15 protein-coding genes are annotated in these 13,364 nt (G+C 69.7%); 4 read left to right on the forward strand and 11 right to left on the reverse strand.

What is annotated here, in order from left to right:
• The first annotated feature begins 58 nt into the window (after positions 1 to 58).
• Together hemB and OHT57_RS28855 are read left to right on the forward strand one after the other, a co-directional pair.
• Positions 59 to 1,051 carry a porphobilinogen synthase gene (gene hemB / locus OHT57_RS28850; protein ID WP_328749449.1) on the forward strand — a complete coding sequence of 331 codons (993 nt, stop codon included), beginning with the start codon at positions 59 to 61 and terminating at the stop codon, positions 1,049 to 1,051.
• Positions 1,052 to 1,345: 294 nt separating this feature from the next.
• Positions 1,346 to 1,705 (forward strand): DUF805 domain-containing protein, encoded by a 360-nt coding sequence (locus OHT57_RS28855; RefSeq protein ID WP_328749451.1) that lies wholly within the window; start codon positions 1,346 to 1,348, stop codon positions 1,703 to 1,705.
• A gap of 29 nt (positions 1,706 to 1,734) precedes the next feature.
• Here the strand turns inward: OHT57_RS28855 and OHT57_RS28860 are convergent, their stop codons facing one another.
• A complete protein-coding gene (locus OHT57_RS28860) occupies positions 1,735 to 1,917 on the reverse strand; it encodes a hypothetical protein (RefSeq protein ID WP_328749452.1) in 183 nt (60 codons plus the stop codon).
• Between the two features lie 233 nt (positions 1,918 to 2,150).
• On the opposite strand from OHT57_RS28860, the gene OHT57_RS28865 reads away from it, so the two are divergent.
• Together OHT57_RS28865 and OHT57_RS28870 are read left to right on the forward strand one after the other, a co-directional pair.
• Positions 2,151 to 3,053 carry an SAM-dependent methyltransferase gene (locus tag OHT57_RS28865; RefSeq protein WP_328749453.1) on the forward strand — a complete coding sequence of 301 codons (903 nt, stop codon included), beginning with the start codon at positions 2,151 to 2,153 and terminating at the stop codon, positions 3,051 to 3,053.
• Between the two features lie 112 nt (positions 3,054 to 3,165).
• Complete coding sequence (locus OHT57_RS28870) at positions 3,166 to 4,377, forward strand: aminotransferase-like domain-containing protein (RefSeq protein WP_328749454.1); 1,212 nt, start codon at positions 3,166 to 3,168, stop codon at positions 4,375 to 4,377.
• A gap of 34 nt (positions 4,378 to 4,411) precedes the next feature.
• Here OHT57_RS28870 and OHT57_RS28875 read toward each other — a convergent pair whose 3' ends face one another.
• The 10 genes from OHT57_RS28875 to OHT57_RS28920 all read right to left on the reverse strand — a co-directional run bounded on the left by OHT57_RS28875 (position 4,412) and on the right by OHT57_RS28920 (position 13,354).
• On the reverse strand, positions 4,412 to 5,614 hold the full coding sequence (locus tag OHT57_RS28875; protein ID WP_328749455.1) for an acyl-CoA dehydrogenase family protein: 1,203 nt from the start codon (positions 5,612 to 5,614) through the stop codon (positions 4,412 to 4,414).
• 1 nt (position 5,615) lies between these two features.
• Positions 5,616 to 6,566, reverse strand: a complete 951-nt coding sequence (locus OHT57_RS28880; protein WP_328749457.1) for a 3-hydroxyacyl-CoA dehydrogenase NAD-binding domain-containing protein — start codon at positions 6,564 to 6,566, stop codon at positions 5,616 to 5,618.
• Positions 6,563 to 7,309: an acetoacetate decarboxylase gene (locus OHT57_RS28885; protein WP_328749458.1), complete on the reverse strand. Its 747-nt coding sequence runs from the start codon at positions 7,307 to 7,309 to the stop codon at positions 6,563 to 6,565. The genes OHT57_RS28880 and OHT57_RS28885 overlap by 4 nt, the downstream gene beginning before the upstream one ends.
• 1 nt (position 7,310) lies before the next feature.
• Positions 7,311 to 8,090 (reverse strand): crotonase/enoyl-CoA hydratase family protein, encoded by a 780-nt coding sequence (locus tag OHT57_RS28890; RefSeq protein WP_328749459.1) that lies wholly within the window; start codon positions 8,088 to 8,090, stop codon positions 7,311 to 7,313.
• 19 nt (positions 8,091 to 8,109) lie between these two features.
• Positions 8,110 to 9,270, reverse strand: coding sequence for a CaiB/BaiF CoA transferase family protein (locus OHT57_RS28895; protein WP_328749461.1), 1,161 nt, complete (start codon positions 9,268 to 9,270; stop codon positions 8,110 to 8,112).
• Between the two features lie 121 nt (positions 9,271 to 9,391).
• Positions 9,392 to 10,300, reverse strand: coding sequence for a LysR family transcriptional regulator (locus tag OHT57_RS28900; protein WP_328753356.1), 909 nt, complete (start codon positions 10,298 to 10,300; stop codon positions 9,392 to 9,394).
• 37 nt (positions 10,301 to 10,337) lie between these two features.
• Positions 10,338 to 10,841 (reverse strand): hypothetical protein, encoded by a 504-nt coding sequence (locus OHT57_RS28905; protein ID WP_328749462.1) that lies wholly within the window; start codon positions 10,839 to 10,841, stop codon positions 10,338 to 10,340.
• On the reverse strand, positions 10,838 to 12,067 hold the full coding sequence (locus OHT57_RS28910; RefSeq protein ID WP_328749463.1) for a putative T7SS-secreted protein: 1,230 nt from the start codon (positions 12,065 to 12,067) through the stop codon (positions 10,838 to 10,840). The genes OHT57_RS28905 and OHT57_RS28910 overlap by 4 nt, the downstream gene beginning before the upstream one ends.
• Complete coding sequence (locus OHT57_RS28915) at positions 12,067 to 12,393, reverse strand: hypothetical protein (protein WP_328749464.1); 327 nt, start codon at positions 12,391 to 12,393, stop codon at positions 12,067 to 12,069. The genes OHT57_RS28910 and OHT57_RS28915 overlap by 1 nt, the downstream gene beginning before the upstream one ends.
• Before the next feature lie 154 nt (positions 12,394 to 12,547).
• Positions 12,548 to 13,354 carry a DUF4253 domain-containing protein gene (locus OHT57_RS28920; protein WP_328749465.1) on the reverse strand — a complete coding sequence of 269 codons (807 nt, stop codon included), beginning with the start codon at positions 13,352 to 13,354 and terminating at the stop codon, positions 12,548 to 12,550.
• Positions 13,355 to 13,364 lie beyond the last annotated feature (10 nt).

Here is a 13,364-nt window from a genome sequence, read left to right on the forward strand (position 1 = left end):
GCCGCTTCCGACGAGGCGTCGGCAAAGTGGCCCCGGGGGCGGGCGTAGCGTAGACGGCATGTCGAAGTACGGATCCTTTCCCGGCTCGCGGCCGCGGCGGTTGCGGACCAGCCCCGTCATGCGGCGCATGGTGGCCGAGACCCGGCTGCACCCCGCTGACCTCATCCTTCCGGCGTTCGTACGGGAAGGGGTGAGTGAGCCCGTGCCGATCTCGGCGATGCCCGGGGTCGTGCAGCACACCCGGGACAGTCTGAAGAAGGCCGCCGCGGAGGCCGTCGCGGCCGGGGTGTCCGGGATCATGCTGTTCGGGGTGCCGGAGGAGTCGAAGAAGGACGCGCTCGGGACACCGGGCACGGACCCCGACGGAATTCTCCAGGTCGCCATCCGGGACGTGCGGGCCGAGGTCGGTGACGAGTTGCTCGTGATGTCCGACCTGTGTCTCGACGAGACCACCGATCACGGGCACTGCGGGGTGCTGGACGACCAGGGGCGTGTCGACAACGACGCCACCCTGGAGCGGTACGCCGAGATGGCGCAGGTGCAGGCCGACGCGGGCGCCCATGTCGTGGGGCCCAGCGGGATGATGGACGGGCAGATCGGTGTCGTCCGGGACGCCCTCGACCAGATCGGGCGGGAGGACGTCGCGATCCTCGCGTACACGGTGAAGTACGCGTCCGCGTTCTACGGCCCGTTCCGGGAGGCCGTCGGGTCCTCGTTGCAGGGCGACCGCAAGACCTATCAGCAGGATCCCGCGAACGTACGGGAGTCGCTGCGTGAGCTCGCCCTCGATCTGGAGGAGGGCGCCGACATGGTGATGGTCAAGCCGGCCGGGCCCTACCTCGACATCCTCGCCCGGGTCGCCGACGCCGTGGACGTGCCGGTCGTCGCCTATCAGATCTCCGGTGAGTACTCGATGATCGAGGCCGCCGCAGAGCGGGGCTGGATCGACCGCGACCGGGCGATCTTGGAGGCGCTGACCGGGATCAAGCGGGCCGGGGCGCGAAACATCCTCACCTACTGGGCGACCGAAGTGGCTCAGAAGCTCGCCTGACGGCACCACCGGACGGCGGGTTGCGGCAACGTTTCGAGCTCGGTCCGGACACGGCCCGGGCTCGAACCGGCCAACGTCCGGATAACAGCGCCCGCTTCACTCGGTGATCTTCTAGTGTTCCGTCCGGAATGTGCGCCTGAATATGGTGGATTTGTCGGGCTGTGACGGGCGTTCGACTTGATGAATCGCTTACATCCGTCGAATTGACGAGTTCCCGACATCCTCCATATCTTCTGCGCCTGGCCTGATCCATTCGGAATGGTTCCGAACGGCGATCTCTGGGGGGACACCACCATGACCTGGTTCATCGAAGCTCTCAAGAAGTACGCGGTCTTCAGCGGGCGTGCGCGCCGCAAGGAATACTGGATGTTCGCCCTGTTCGCCGGGATCATCTACGTCGTGTTCCTCATCCTCGGCGCCGTCACCAAGCAGTCGTGGATCGTGGCCATCCCCTACCTCGCCTTCCTGCTGCCCGGCCTGGGCGTCACCGCGCGCCGTCTGCACGACACGGGCCGCAGTGGCTGGTGGATCCTGTTCGGGCTCGTTCCGCTCGTCGGCGGTATCACCCTGTTCGTGTTCTCCGTCCTCGACGGTGAGCCGGGCGACAACAAGTACGGCCCCAACCCGAAGGCCATCGCCCCCACGTACGCGTGACGCCGTAGCTCTTCTCCGAGGCCGCCCGGTCAGTGCCGGGCGGCTTTCTGGTGTTCCGGGGCGGTGACGGCGGCCGCCCTGTTCGTGGCCGGGCCCTCGTCGCGTACGCCCTGGCCGTCGTCGCACCCCGTCAGCGCGGGGAGCACGAGGAGGGCCGCGAGGGCGAGGGCGGTCGTCGTGCGGCGGCTGGGGTTGCGGCGGCGGGTGGGCATGGGAACAGGCTGCGGGAGAGGTGGTGGCGTGAGCCAGCCCTGGCGGCGGATTCGGGACGTCTTCCGCGCGTGAGCCGTCCTGACCTGCCCGGTCCTTTCGTCCCACCTGTCCGGCGCGGGACGCGGGACAGGGCATGTCGGGCACCGGGCACCATCAACTGCCCCCGCGAGTTAGGTTGTTGACCATCGCGGTGGTTGTCCGTTGAAGGACCGATGCACAGGGGGAGACGCCCATGTCCGGTGACGCGCTGAGCCAGGACCCGGCCGAACTGGCCAAGAGGATCGACACCACCAGGGCGCATCCGGCCCGCGTCTACGACGTCTTCCTCGGCGGCAAGGACAACTACCCCGCCGACCGTGAGGCCGCCGCCGCCGCGCTCGCCGCCAACCCGCGCGGCTACCTCGACGTACGCCACAACCGCGACTTCATGCGCCGGGCCGTCGACAGGCTGGCCGAGCGGGACGGGATCCGGCAGTTCCTCGACGTCGGCACCGGGCTGCCCACCGCCGAGAACGTCCACCAGATCGCCCAGCGCATCCGGCCCGACTCCCGGGTCGTGTACGTCGACAACGACCCCGTGGTGCTGGCACACGCGCGTGCGCTGCTCACGAGCGGCCCCGAGGGGCGTACGGACTACATCGACGCCGACTTCAAGAGCCCCGCGCAGATCATCGAACAGGCCGCCAAGACCCTGGACTTCGACCGGCCCATCGCGCTGTGCCTGGTCGCGATCCTGCACTTCGTCGAGGACGAGGAGGCCTTCCCGATCGTGCGGGAACTGGTGGAGGCGCTGCCGGCCGGGAGCCGGCTCGTGCTCAGCCACCTGACCGACGAGATGCACCCCGAGCCGACCCGCGCGGTCCAGCGGACGTACACCGAGCGCGGGTTCACCTTCGTGTTCCGGTCCAGGGCGGAGGTGGAGCGGTTCTTCGCCGAGGCGCCCGGTGTCACGCTGGACGAGCCCGGGGTCGTCCCCGCCCATCTGTGGCACCCCGGCCCGGCGCCCGAGCCGCCCGCCATCGACGCGGAGGACTTCGAGTCCCTCGACGACATCGAGAAGATCCGCTACCGCGACATCAACGACGTCACGGACGACGACATCAACGTCTACGCGGCCACCGGCACGAAGAGCTGAGGAGCGGGCGCCCGGGGTCCGTATCGCGGAAAGGTACTTGTAGGCGGCACTCGGTTCCCTAGGCTGCGCGGCATCCAGTCGTCCCGTCGTCGCAGTTGAAGGAGCCGTGTCCATGACCGTGCCCGCGTTCGCCTCCGTGCCGCCGCTCGCCGCCCGGGCCCGAGCGGTCGGAGGGTCGCCCGTACGGGACATCCTCGCCGTCACCGCCCGCCCCGAGGTCATCAACTTCGCGGGCGGGCTGCCGGCGCCGGAGCTGTTCGACGCGCAGGGCATCGCGGACGCCTTTCGGGCGGTGCTGCAGGAGACGCCCTCGCGGGCGCTCCAGTACTCGACGACCGAGGGCGAGCCCGTGCTGCTGACGGCCCTGGCGGCCAGGATGTCCGCTCGTGGGCTGAGCACGGGCGCCGACGACGTCCTCGTCACCACCGGCTCGCAGCAGGCCCTTTCGCTGCTCGCCACCGCGCTGCTGGAGCCCGGGGACACGGTCCTCGTCGAGAGCCCCTGCTATCTGGCCGCACTTCAGGCCTTCGGGTTCGCCGGGGCGCGGGTGGTGGCCGTGCCGGGGGACGAGGAGGGGCCGGACCCCGAGGCACTGGAGGAACTCGTCGTGCGGGAGCGGCCCAAGCTGCTCTACACCGTGCCCACCTTCCAGAACCCGACCGGACGGACCATGTCCGCCGAGCGCCGGAGCGCCGTCGCCTCCGTGGCCGCGCGGTGCGGCCTGTGGATCGTCGAGGACGACCCGTACGGCGAACTCCGCTTCGAGGGCGAGCGGGTGCCGTGGATCGCCTCCCACGAGGAGGCCCACGACCGGGTCGTCCTGCTCGGGTCCTTCTCCAAGGTCATGGCTCCCGGGCTGCGGCTCGGCTGGCTGCGGGCCCCGGGCGAGCTGCGGCGGGCCTGCGCGGTCGCCAAGCAGGCCGCCGATCTGCACACCCCGACCGTCAACCAGCTCGCCGCCGCACGGTACTTGGCGGACCGGGACCTCGACGCGCACGTGGCAGGGGTCGCGGCCGTGTACCGGGAGCGCCGGGACGCCATGCTCGCGGGGCTGGCCGACGCCCTGCCCGAGGGGTCGGCCTGGACCCGGCCCGAGGGCGGCATGTTCCTCTGGGCGCGCCTTCCGTCGTCGTACGACACGACCGCGCTGCTCGCACAGGTCGTGCGCCGGGATGTCGCCTACGTGCCGGGCGCCCCCTTCTACGCCGGTGAGCCCGACCGCTCGACCCTGCGGCTGTGCTTCGTGACGCAGACGCCGCCGGAGATCGGGGAGGGACTGCGCAGGCTGGGGGAGGGGCTGCGGGGCGGGGCCGTGCCTCGCTGAGAGGCACGGCCCGTGCGGGAGGCGGCGAGGGGGCTCAGACGAAGGCGCTCTCCCCGGTGATCGCCTTGCCGACGATCAGGGTGTTCATCTCGCGGGTGCCCTCGAAGGAGTAGATCGCCTCGGCGTCGGTGAAGAAGCGGGCGATGTCGTAGTCCAGAACGATGCCGTTGCCGCCGAAGATCTCCCGGCTCCAGGCGACGACCTCCCGCATCCGCGAGGTGACGAACGCCTTGGCCAGCGAGGAGTGCTCGTCGCGGAAGATCCCGGCGTCCTGGAGGCGGGCCAGCTGGACCAGCATGCCCCAGGAGGCGGTGATGTTGCCGAGGCTCTTCACCAGCAGGTCCTGCACCAGCTGGAACCGGGCGATCGGGCGGCCGAACTGCCTGCGCTCCTTGGCGTAGTCCAGGGCGAGTTCGTAGGCGCCGATCATCACGCCCAGCGCCTGCCAGGCGACTCCGCCGCGGGTGGCGCGCAGGATCTCGGCGACGTCACGGAACGAGTTGATGTTCTGGAGGCGGTTCGCCTCCGGGACGCGGACGTCGGTCAGGGTGATCTCGGCGTTCTCCACGATCCGGAAGGCGACCTGGCCCTCGATCTTCGTCGGTACGAAGCCCGGCGTGCCCTTCTCGACGACGAAGCCCTTGACGTGGTTGTCGTCGACGTCCCGGGCCCACACGACGACGTAATCCGCGAAGGTCGCGTTGCCGATCCACTTCTTGGCGCCGTTGAGGATCCAGGTGTCGCCGTCGCGCTCGGCGGTGGTGCGCATACCGCCGGCGACGTCGGAGCCGCCGAGCGGTTCGGTCATGGCGAACGCGCCGATCTTGTCCATCGCGGCCATCCCGGGCAGCCAGCGGTCGCGCTGCTCCTGGTCGCCGCCGGAGTGGATCGAGTACATCGCCAGTCCGTTGTGGACGCCGAAGAAGGTGGCCACCGAGGCGTCGGTACGGCTCATCTCCATCGCCAGCATCCCGTTGAGCAGGTTGCTGACGGCGGGGCGGTGTTCGCCGTAGCCCTCGTAGGGCAGTCCGGCCAGGCCGCTCTCGCGGAAGATGCCGATGAGCTCCCTGGGGAAGGTGCCGTTGCCCCAGTTCTCGTTCACCAGCGGCTTGACCTCGTCCCGCATGAGGGTGCGGGCCTTGAGGAGGATCTTGCGCTCCTCGTCGGGGAGCAGGGCCTCGTAGTCGTAGAAGTCGGAGATCAGCTGGTCTTCGAGGGGTTCGACGGTGGTGGTCATCTCAGTTCTCCTCCTTGTTCGCGGTGTCCAGTGCGGCCAGGACGGCCAGTTGCCTGCGGTCGCGCGTCTCGGTGAGTTCCGAGTACGTGGAGGAGCCGTAGGCGTCTTCTACGGCCGTGATGAGCCGTTCCTTCTCCTCGGGGGTCTGGGACGGGGTGCCGAGGGTCGCCCACACCTGTCCCATCGCCGCGCCGATGTGCTCGACGAGGTGCCGGTAGCCGCCGGGGCCGCCGCCCAGGTGCGAGCCGAGGAACGGGCCCACCGTCGACCAGCGGATGCCGAGGGAGTTCGTCATCACCTTGTCGAGGCCCTCGGGGGTCACCACGCCCTGCTCGACGAGGTAGATCGCCTCGCGGTTGAGGGCGTTCTGGAGGCGGTTGCCGACGAAGCCGGGGATCTCCTTGCGCTCGACGACCGGGGTGCGGCCGAGGCGGGTGTAGAAGTCGACGGCGGCCTGGACGGCTTGCTCGGTGGTGCGTTCGCCGGGGACGACCTCGACCAGGGGGATCAGGTGCGGCGGGTTGAAGGGGTGGCCGATGAGGATCCGGCCGGCGTCCTCCCGGGCCAGGTCCGTGGTGAAGTCGGTCGAGGGGATCGCCGAGGACGAGCTCAGGAGGAGTGCGTGCTTCGGCGCCTCGCGGACCAGCGTGGCGAACAGGTCCTTCTTGAACTCGACCCGCTCCGGGCCGTTCTCCTGGACGACGTCCGCGTCCCGGACCGCCTCGCTCACGTCGGCCGCGATGTGCACCCGCTCGGCGAGACCCTCGACGTCCAGGCCCCGGGCCGCGAGGTGCGGGGCGAAGTCGGCCAGGGCCGCGTCGACGGCTTCGGCGAGGTCGGGGCGGGGGTCGGTCACGTGGACGGTGAGGCCGTGGGCGGCGAAGAGGGTCGTCCAGGAGAGGCCGATGGTGCCGGCGCCGATCACGGCGGCCGTACGGAAGTCGTGTGTCATGACGCCCTTCCTTCCAGGTAGTCGTAGACCGGCTTGACCGGGGCGAGGGTCAGGTCGGTGAGGATGTGGCTCGCGGAGACGATCTCCAGGACCGGCAGGTCGGCCAGCGGGGCGAGGACGTGCTGGAAGAGCTGGAGCCTCGCGGGGCCGGTGTAGGCCCACTTGACCGCGATGTCGGTGATCTCGGTGCGGACGAGTTCCTGTACCCGGGGCGAACCGTCGTAGCCGACGATCGTCTTGAGCATGAAGGTCGGCACGGTGATCTGCGCCTCGGCCTCGCGGCGGTCCAGCTCGTGGTGCTTGTAGCCCATGGTCGCGGTGGCGACCCGCAGCGAACCGTGGTCGAGGGTGCCGACCAGCGTGCCGTGGTCGACGTACAGGCTCGGCGCGGCGATCGTCTTCGGATACGCGCTGACCTCGCGGCCCGACGCGGTCGCCGGGAAGTTGTCGAGGTACATGGCGTGCAGATACTCGCCGCGTTCGCCGTCGAGGGTCACCGGGATGGCCTGGCCGGACTCGGTGTAGGGGCCGTAGCCGCTGACGTCGCCCATCTTCATGACCTCGAAGCGGACCAACGGCTCGTCGACGCGCAGGGGTTCGGGGACCACGGCGCGCAGCGCGTCGGCGTCGGTGCGGTAGACGATGTTGAGGTACTCGCGGTCGGTGAACCTCGGGACCACCGGCGGGAACGCCGGGCCGGTCAGCGGGGTGACCACGTGCTGCCGTACGTCTTCGATCCTCATGTCATTTGCCCGTCCACCGCGGTGCGCGGCGCTCGGCGAAGGCGGTCATGCCCTCGCGGACGTCCGCCGAGGCCGTCAGGTCGGCCATCTCCTCGCGCTGTACGGCGAAGGCGTCGGCCTCGGGCACACCGTCGGCGGCGCGCACGATCTGCTTGACCGCGGCCAGTGCGAGCGGGGCGTTCAGCGCGAGCTGCTCGGCGAGCCGGAGGGCCACGGCAGCGGCCTCGCCCGTGCCGGTGACCCGGTTGGCCAGGCCCAGTTCGCCGGCCCGGCGGCCGTCGACCGGTTCGCCGGTCAGCAGGAACTCCATCGCCAGGTGGTACGGGATGCGTCCCGGCAGCCGGATCACTCCGCCGCCCGCGGCGATCAGGCCGCGCTTGACCTCGGGGAGGCCGAACCGCGCGTCCTCGGCGGCCACGATCAGGTCGCAGCCCAGGGCGAGTTCGAACCCGCCGCCCATGGCCCAGCCCTCCACGGCGGCGATCAGCGGCTTGGTCAGCGTGGTCTCGGTGAGGCCGCCGAAGCCCCGGCCCTCGATCTCGGGGGACTCGCCGCGCAGGGCGGCCTTGAGGTCCATGCCGGCGCTGAAGGTGCCCTCCGCGCCGGTCAGGACGCCCACGCGGAGTGCGGGGTCGGCTTCCAGATCGTCCAGGGCGGCGGCGAGGCCCGCGGCGACGGCGGCGTTCACGGCGTTGCGCGCCCTGGGGCGGTCGATGGTGATCAGGAGGGTCGAGCCGATGCGTTCGGTGCGGACTTCGGCGCGTGCGTCGGTGGTGCTCATGGGGTGCTTCCGTCTTCCGTTATCGGGTGGCCAGTTCGGCGAGGACGTCGGCGGTGTCCTGGCCCGCGACGGGCGCCAGACGGCGGATCGAGCCGGGCGTGGCGGAGAAGCGCACCGGGATGCCCACGGTCCGGATCGCGCCCTCGGTCGGGTGCTCGACGGTGTCGAGGAGATGGCCGTCGCGGACGTACTCGTCCTCGTGCGCGCGGTCCAGCTCCAGCACCGGGGCCATCGGGATGCTGTGCTTGGAGCACACCTCGGTCCACTCGGCGGTGGTCAGCGCCGGGGCGCACTCCTCGATCAGGGCGGCCAGGCCTTCGTGGTCGCCGGTGGCGATGGCCTCGCCGTTGACGCGCGGGTCGTCGGCCAGGTCGGCACGGCCCGCGGCGGCGAAGAAGTCGCGGAAGTTCTGCGGGTTGTAGGGAATCACACAGGCGAGACCGTCCTTCGTACGGACGGCCCGGTGGCCCTTCGTCATCGACAGGGGGAAGCCCGTGGTGCCCTGCGCCGGCTCGTAGACGTGCCCGGAGAGGTGCTCGACCAGGTTGAACGCGATGAGCGTGTCCGTCATCGGGATCTCGACGTGCTGGCCCTGACCTGTGGTGTTCCGGTGCAGCAGCGCGGCGAGCACGCTGTAGGCGATGGTCAGGGAGGACACCTTGTCGCCGAGGATGGTCGGCAGGTACACCGGCTCGCCCAGGGCGCGGTCGGCGATGTCGACGAGGCCGGAGGAGGCCTGCACGGTCTCGTCGTAGGCGGCGTCACCGGCCCGGTCGGAGTCGCTGCGGAAACCCTGGGCGTGTGCGTAGACCAGGCCCGGGTTGCGCGAGGCGACGTCGTCGTACGTCAGGCCCAGGCGGCCGAGGGCGTTCGGGCGCATGTTGGTGATGAGCACGTCCGCGGTGTCGATCAGGTCCAGGGCCTGAGCGCGCTCGGCGTCGTCCTTGAGGTTGAGCGAGACGCTGCGCTTGTTGCGGTTGACGTTGAGGTTGAGCGGGGTCATGCCGGGCGTGGTGCGGTACTGGCCGACGCGGACGGTGTCCGCGGGCGACTCGATCTTGATCACGTCGGCGCCGAGGTCTCCGAGGATCTGGGCGGCGTAGGGGCCCATCACGACGGTCGAGAGGTCGATCACGCGCACACCGTCCAGGGGGCCGGTGGGGGTGTTGGTGTCCGTCATCGTTCGTCCTTTCGGGACTTGCTTCGTTGCCTGAATACGAAGCTAGTAGCGAAGGGAAAGAAACGGAATGATCATGATGCGAACGACGGTATGACCACAGCGGTCATACCGTTTGTGGACGCTAATTATGCAGGGGCTCAGCGAAGATCTCGCGGGCGGCATCGACGAGTTCTGCCAGGTCACCGGAGTCCGCGTCGGCACGCTCACGGTTCCAGAGCAGCGCGGTCTCCAGACGCGGGTGGAAATCCGTGAAGGGCAGAACGGCCACGTTCTCCATTCGATAACCGTTTATCGGGCTTTTCGCGTCCAGCATCGAAATGGAGAACGCGAGACCGGAGGAAATCACCTCGGCGGACGCCCCGAATCCCGTGTTGGTGAGCTTTATGCGTTTCTTCACCCCGAGCTCCGCCAGCTGACGGTCGAGCTGGTCGAAATACGCGGGAGTGATCTCCGAGGGCGAGGCGGCGTAGGGGAGGTCGGTCAGCTCGGCCAGCGCGATCGCCTCCCGCCCGGCGAACCGGTCCGCCGGTACGACCGCGCCGAGCCGCTCCGACATCACCGTCAGCTGCTCCAGCGCGGGACCGGCCACCGGGAGCCGGGCCAGCGTCAGCGCGAGGCGGCCGTCGCGCACCGCGGTGACCAGGTCGGCGGTGGCGCCGGGCCAGCGCTTGATCTCGAACCGCTCCCGCACCCGCTCGGTGAGGGCGTTGACCCGCTCCCGCAGGTCGGGGTGGACGCCCTCGGGCATGCCCAGGAACGCCGTCATGCGCTGCGGCCGCGTCGCCTCGCCCAGCCGCCACGGGATGGAGTTGACCTGTTCCAGTACATCCCGGGCGATCGGCAGCAGGGTCGTACCGGCCGGGGTGAGCCGGACGTGGTGGGTGCTGCGGTCGAAGAGCCGGTGCCCGACCTCGTGCTCGAGGTCCTTGATCCGCTGGCTCAGTGGCGGCGTCGACATGTGCAGTCTGCGCGCTGCGGCGGTGAAGTTCAGTTCCTCGGCGACGGCCACGAAATAGCGCAGATGCAGCATTTCCACGGTGGTGACTTACCTGTCCTTGCCTGTCGTACTAGCCGAAGGGCGATTCGGCCGGGGAGGTCCAGAAGGTCACGGTCGGACCGTAGGCGCCGTCCTCCTCGTCACTCACCTCGACGGTGATCTCGAGATCCGGGTAGCGCGAGGAGAGGATTCCCTGCCAGCACTCTCCGAGCGCCAAGGCGAGTTGGGGCAGTTCCTCACCGAGATTGTCGTCGTCCGTCAGGTCGGTGTTGTTGAAGGTGCCCCACAACTCGACATGATTGACGACGACTTCAATGCGATTTCGATCGTCACCCAGCTTCGTGAACCAGTCGTCGACAGTGCTCTGGCGGAAGCGTTCCTTGAGGAACACGCAGCCGCGGTACTCGACCGTTTCGGGGCAGAACAGCCAGGCCGCGGCCAGCACGAACCGAAGGCCGCCCTCGAAGTCGAGGTAGTTGTCCGGGTCGAGATCCTCGTTCTTCCAGTCGGTCCGCCATTTCTTGAAGAAAGCCGGCAGCACACGCTCGGACCACGACGGTTTGATGCTGCTCACGGGATCTCCCAGGGGAACGCGGTGCGCACGTCCTTCGACTCACCCACGAAGACTTGACCGGTCTTGGGGTTGGTATTGTGCACCATTTCTACGACATGCGGTGTCTCCACCCCGTTGTGCGAGGCCCCCTCCAAGTCCACCCGCTTCAAGGCGCGGCCTTCGGAATCGTAGGTGGAGTAGCTGGTCACCTCGCCTGTCTGCGGATCGGTCTTGTACATGGTCCCGTTCTTGGGACCGTTGTCCTTCGGAAGCTTGAGGCCGCCGCGGCCGGAGCCGGTACCCGTGCCCTCGTACTTCTGGCCGTTCTTGATCAGCTCGGACGCCTGCTGCTGCGAGGAGCCGCCGGCACCGGACCCTTCGCTGTTCATCCGCAGTGGTTCGACCGCGGAGTCGCTTCCCGCGTGCTGGGCCAGGTCCACCGCGCCGGCGCCCGCCAGGCCGACGCCCGTGGCGATCCCGGCGGCGGACACGACGTTGAGGGGTACGCCGGCGATGGCACCGACCCCGGTGGCGTCCAGGGCCACGCCGAGACCTTCACCGCCCGCGCTGACCCCGGCCAGGAGCATGCCGCCGAGCATCGCCGCGCTGTCGCCCGGGTGCTGGACCATGGCGTTCCCGAACGAGGCGAGGTCGTTGACGACGGTCTTGCCGCCGTCCAGCAGGCCCTCGCCCACGTCGCCGAGGACGTCGCCGACCTTGGACCAGAATCCCGGGCGCTCCGGGGCGGACTCGGTGGCCTTCTTCACCAGCGCGGCCGCGGTGTGCCCGGCGGTGTCCACGGTGCCGCGGGCCGTGTCGAGGGTGCCCTGGGCGGCGCCACGGTCGGCTTCGCCGGGGTCCGTGAAGGGGGTGTCGGGGTGCTGGCCATGGGCGTTCTTGGCGGTCGCGGTCGCCGAATCGCCGCGCGCGTACTGGGTGATGGCATCGCCCGCGTGTTGCTGGGCCGCGCGCAGGGTGGCGATGTAGTCGTACAGGGCGTTCGCGGCGGCGTGGAAGTTGTTGCCCGCCTCGACCCAGCGGGTCGGCTGGCCGTGGAAACGGTCGCGGAAGGCGTCGCCGGCAGGGCCGCTCCAGCCGTTCTCGGTGTCGATCTTCGCGAGCCCTTCGCCGGCCTCGATGAGGACGTCACCGTAGGCCAGCAGGGACTGGGCGGTCGTGGTCAGCGCGTCCGGTGAACCGGGGACGAGCTCTCGGGGATCCGACGTCCCGCCGAGCCCGGCGGCCATCAGGACGCCCCCGGGTCGGTGCCGGACGAGGACCGTAGAACGCCCTCGGTGGAGAGCTGGATGTGCTGCTCGGCCGCCTCGTAGTTCTGGACGCAGTGGTTCAGCCGGTCGGAGACCTCGGCGCCGTCGGTGGCCAGGTGGGAGACGCCGATGTTCCACCGGTCGGTGAAGTCGACGATCGCCGAGGCCAGGTCATCGTGTCCGAAGGCGTCCTTGGGAGCGTCGATGTCGCTCACCTTCTTGGTGGCCATCGCGTCCAGAGTGGTGCTGATCCCGGAGGCGGCCTTGCGCAGTGCGCCGAGGTCCACGGAGAAACCGTCCGGCATGCTGAGCGCCCTCCCCCTGTTAAAGACCGCAAACGAGAAGGGAGTTTAGTGGCGAATTCAGTCAGTCGATACGGGAGGGCGTGACTTGAAAGGGAATTTGCTTATGGGAGACCTCTGGTTTGCCTTGCTTGCCTCGGGTGCTTCCCCGGGCCGGTCAGTCCCACCAGAAGGACCAGAAGCGTTGGCCCAGCACCTGGTGTTCGGCGTACTCGCGCAGGCTCGCGGTCATGTTGTCCGGGCAGAACGCGAAGTGTTCGGCGGCGACGGCCTCCGCGACCTCCCTCGTGGTCGGCGGGGCGGCGACCGACACCACCAGACGGTCGAAACCGAGGGCGACGACCCGTATGCCGAAACGGTCCTCCCAGGAGCGGAGCACCGCGCACAGGCGCGCCACGTCGTTCTCGTGGTTCAGCGGGCCCGTCCAGCCGATCGCCGCCGGGATGTCCGCGCTGCGCCGGGCCGGGACCAGGGCGAGGCGTGGGTCCTTGAACCAGGTCCCCTCGTCGAGGAGCGCGTTGGCGGTCTCCGCGGCCCGGGTGTCGGGGTCGGCGGGGAGGGAGGCGGGGGCGTCGGCCAGGCCGGGCCAGGTCTCGCCGGGGAACTCCTCGTCGGCGTCGAGCTCGTCGGCGGCGTACTCCTCCCAGAAGCCCGCCAGCACCTCCTCAGGGTCGTGGTCCCCGGGATACGACATCTCCCCGGGCATCAACTCCCACTCCGCGGGCCCGCCCTGGGTGCCGCCGACGTCTATCAGCACGGGCAGCAGCCCGGTTCGCGCGGCCGGTGTGCCCAGCGCGGTCCACGCGCCGGATGACGCGCCGTACTCGGCGTGCCACAGCAGCGGTTCGTGCCACGGGCCGTCGTCGGTCGCGTCGATCAGTCTCCCGAGCGGGAGCCCGAGTCCGAGGGAACGCCCGCTCGGGTCTGTCGCCAGCGTGGGCAGCGAGTTGGGAAGAGTCGCCATGCCAGTGACT

Source organism: Streptomyces sp. NBC_00285, assembly GCF_036174265.1.
In the GTDB taxonomy this organism is placed as follows: domain Bacteria; phylum Actinomycetota; class Actinomycetes; order Streptomycetales; family Streptomycetaceae; genus Streptomyces.

Excerpts from the sequence above, each read along its gene's own strand:
- hemB (WP_328749449.1), top strand. The coding sequence starts at position 59 with ATGTCGAAGTACGGATCCTTTCCCGGCTCGCGGCCGCGGCGGTTGCGG.
- OHT57_RS28855 (WP_328749451.1), top strand. The coding sequence starts at position 1,346 with ATGACCTGGTTCATCGAAGCTCTCAAGAAGTACGCGGTCTTCAGCGGG.
- OHT57_RS28860 (WP_328749452.1), bottom strand. The coding sequence starts at position 1,917 with ATGCCCACCCGCCGCCGCAACCCCAGCCGCCGCACGACGACCGCCCTC.
- OHT57_RS28865 (WP_328749453.1), top strand. The coding sequence starts at position 2,151 with ATGTCCGGTGACGCGCTGAGCCAGGACCCGGCCGAACTGGCCAAGAGG.
- OHT57_RS28870 (WP_328749454.1), top strand. The coding sequence starts at position 3,166 with ATGACCGTGCCCGCGTTCGCCTCCGTGCCGCCGCTCGCCGCCCGGGCC.
- OHT57_RS28875 (WP_328749455.1), bottom strand. The coding sequence starts at position 5,614 with ATGACCACCACCGTCGAACCCCTCGAAGACCAGCTGATCTCCGACTTC.
- OHT57_RS28880 (WP_328749457.1), bottom strand. The coding sequence starts at position 6,566 with ATGACACACGACTTCCGTACGGCCGCCGTGATCGGCGCCGGCACCATC.
- OHT57_RS28885 (WP_328749458.1), bottom strand. The coding sequence starts at position 7,309 with ATGAGGATCGAAGACGTACGGCAGCACGTGGTCACCCCGCTGACCGGC.
- OHT57_RS28890 (WP_328749459.1), bottom strand. The coding sequence starts at position 8,090 with ATGAGCACCACCGACGCACGCGCCGAAGTCCGCACCGAACGCATCGGC.
- OHT57_RS28895 (WP_328749461.1), bottom strand. The coding sequence starts at position 9,270 with ATGACGGACACCAACACCCCCACCGGCCCCCTGGACGGTGTGCGCGTG.
- OHT57_RS28900 (WP_328753356.1), bottom strand. The coding sequence starts at position 10,300 with ATGCTGCATCTGCGCTATTTCGTGGCCGTCGCCGAGGAACTGAACTTC.
- OHT57_RS28910 (WP_328749463.1), bottom strand. The coding sequence starts at position 12,067 with ATGGCCGCCGGGCTCGGCGGGACGTCGGATCCCCGAGAGCTCGTCCCC.
- OHT57_RS28915 (WP_328749464.1), bottom strand. The coding sequence starts at position 12,393 with ATGCCGGACGGTTTCTCCGTGGACCTCGGCGCACTGCGCAAGGCCGCC.
- OHT57_RS28920 (WP_328749465.1), bottom strand. The coding sequence starts at position 13,354 with ATGGCGACTCTTCCCAACTCGCTGCCCACGCTGGCGACAGACCCGAGC.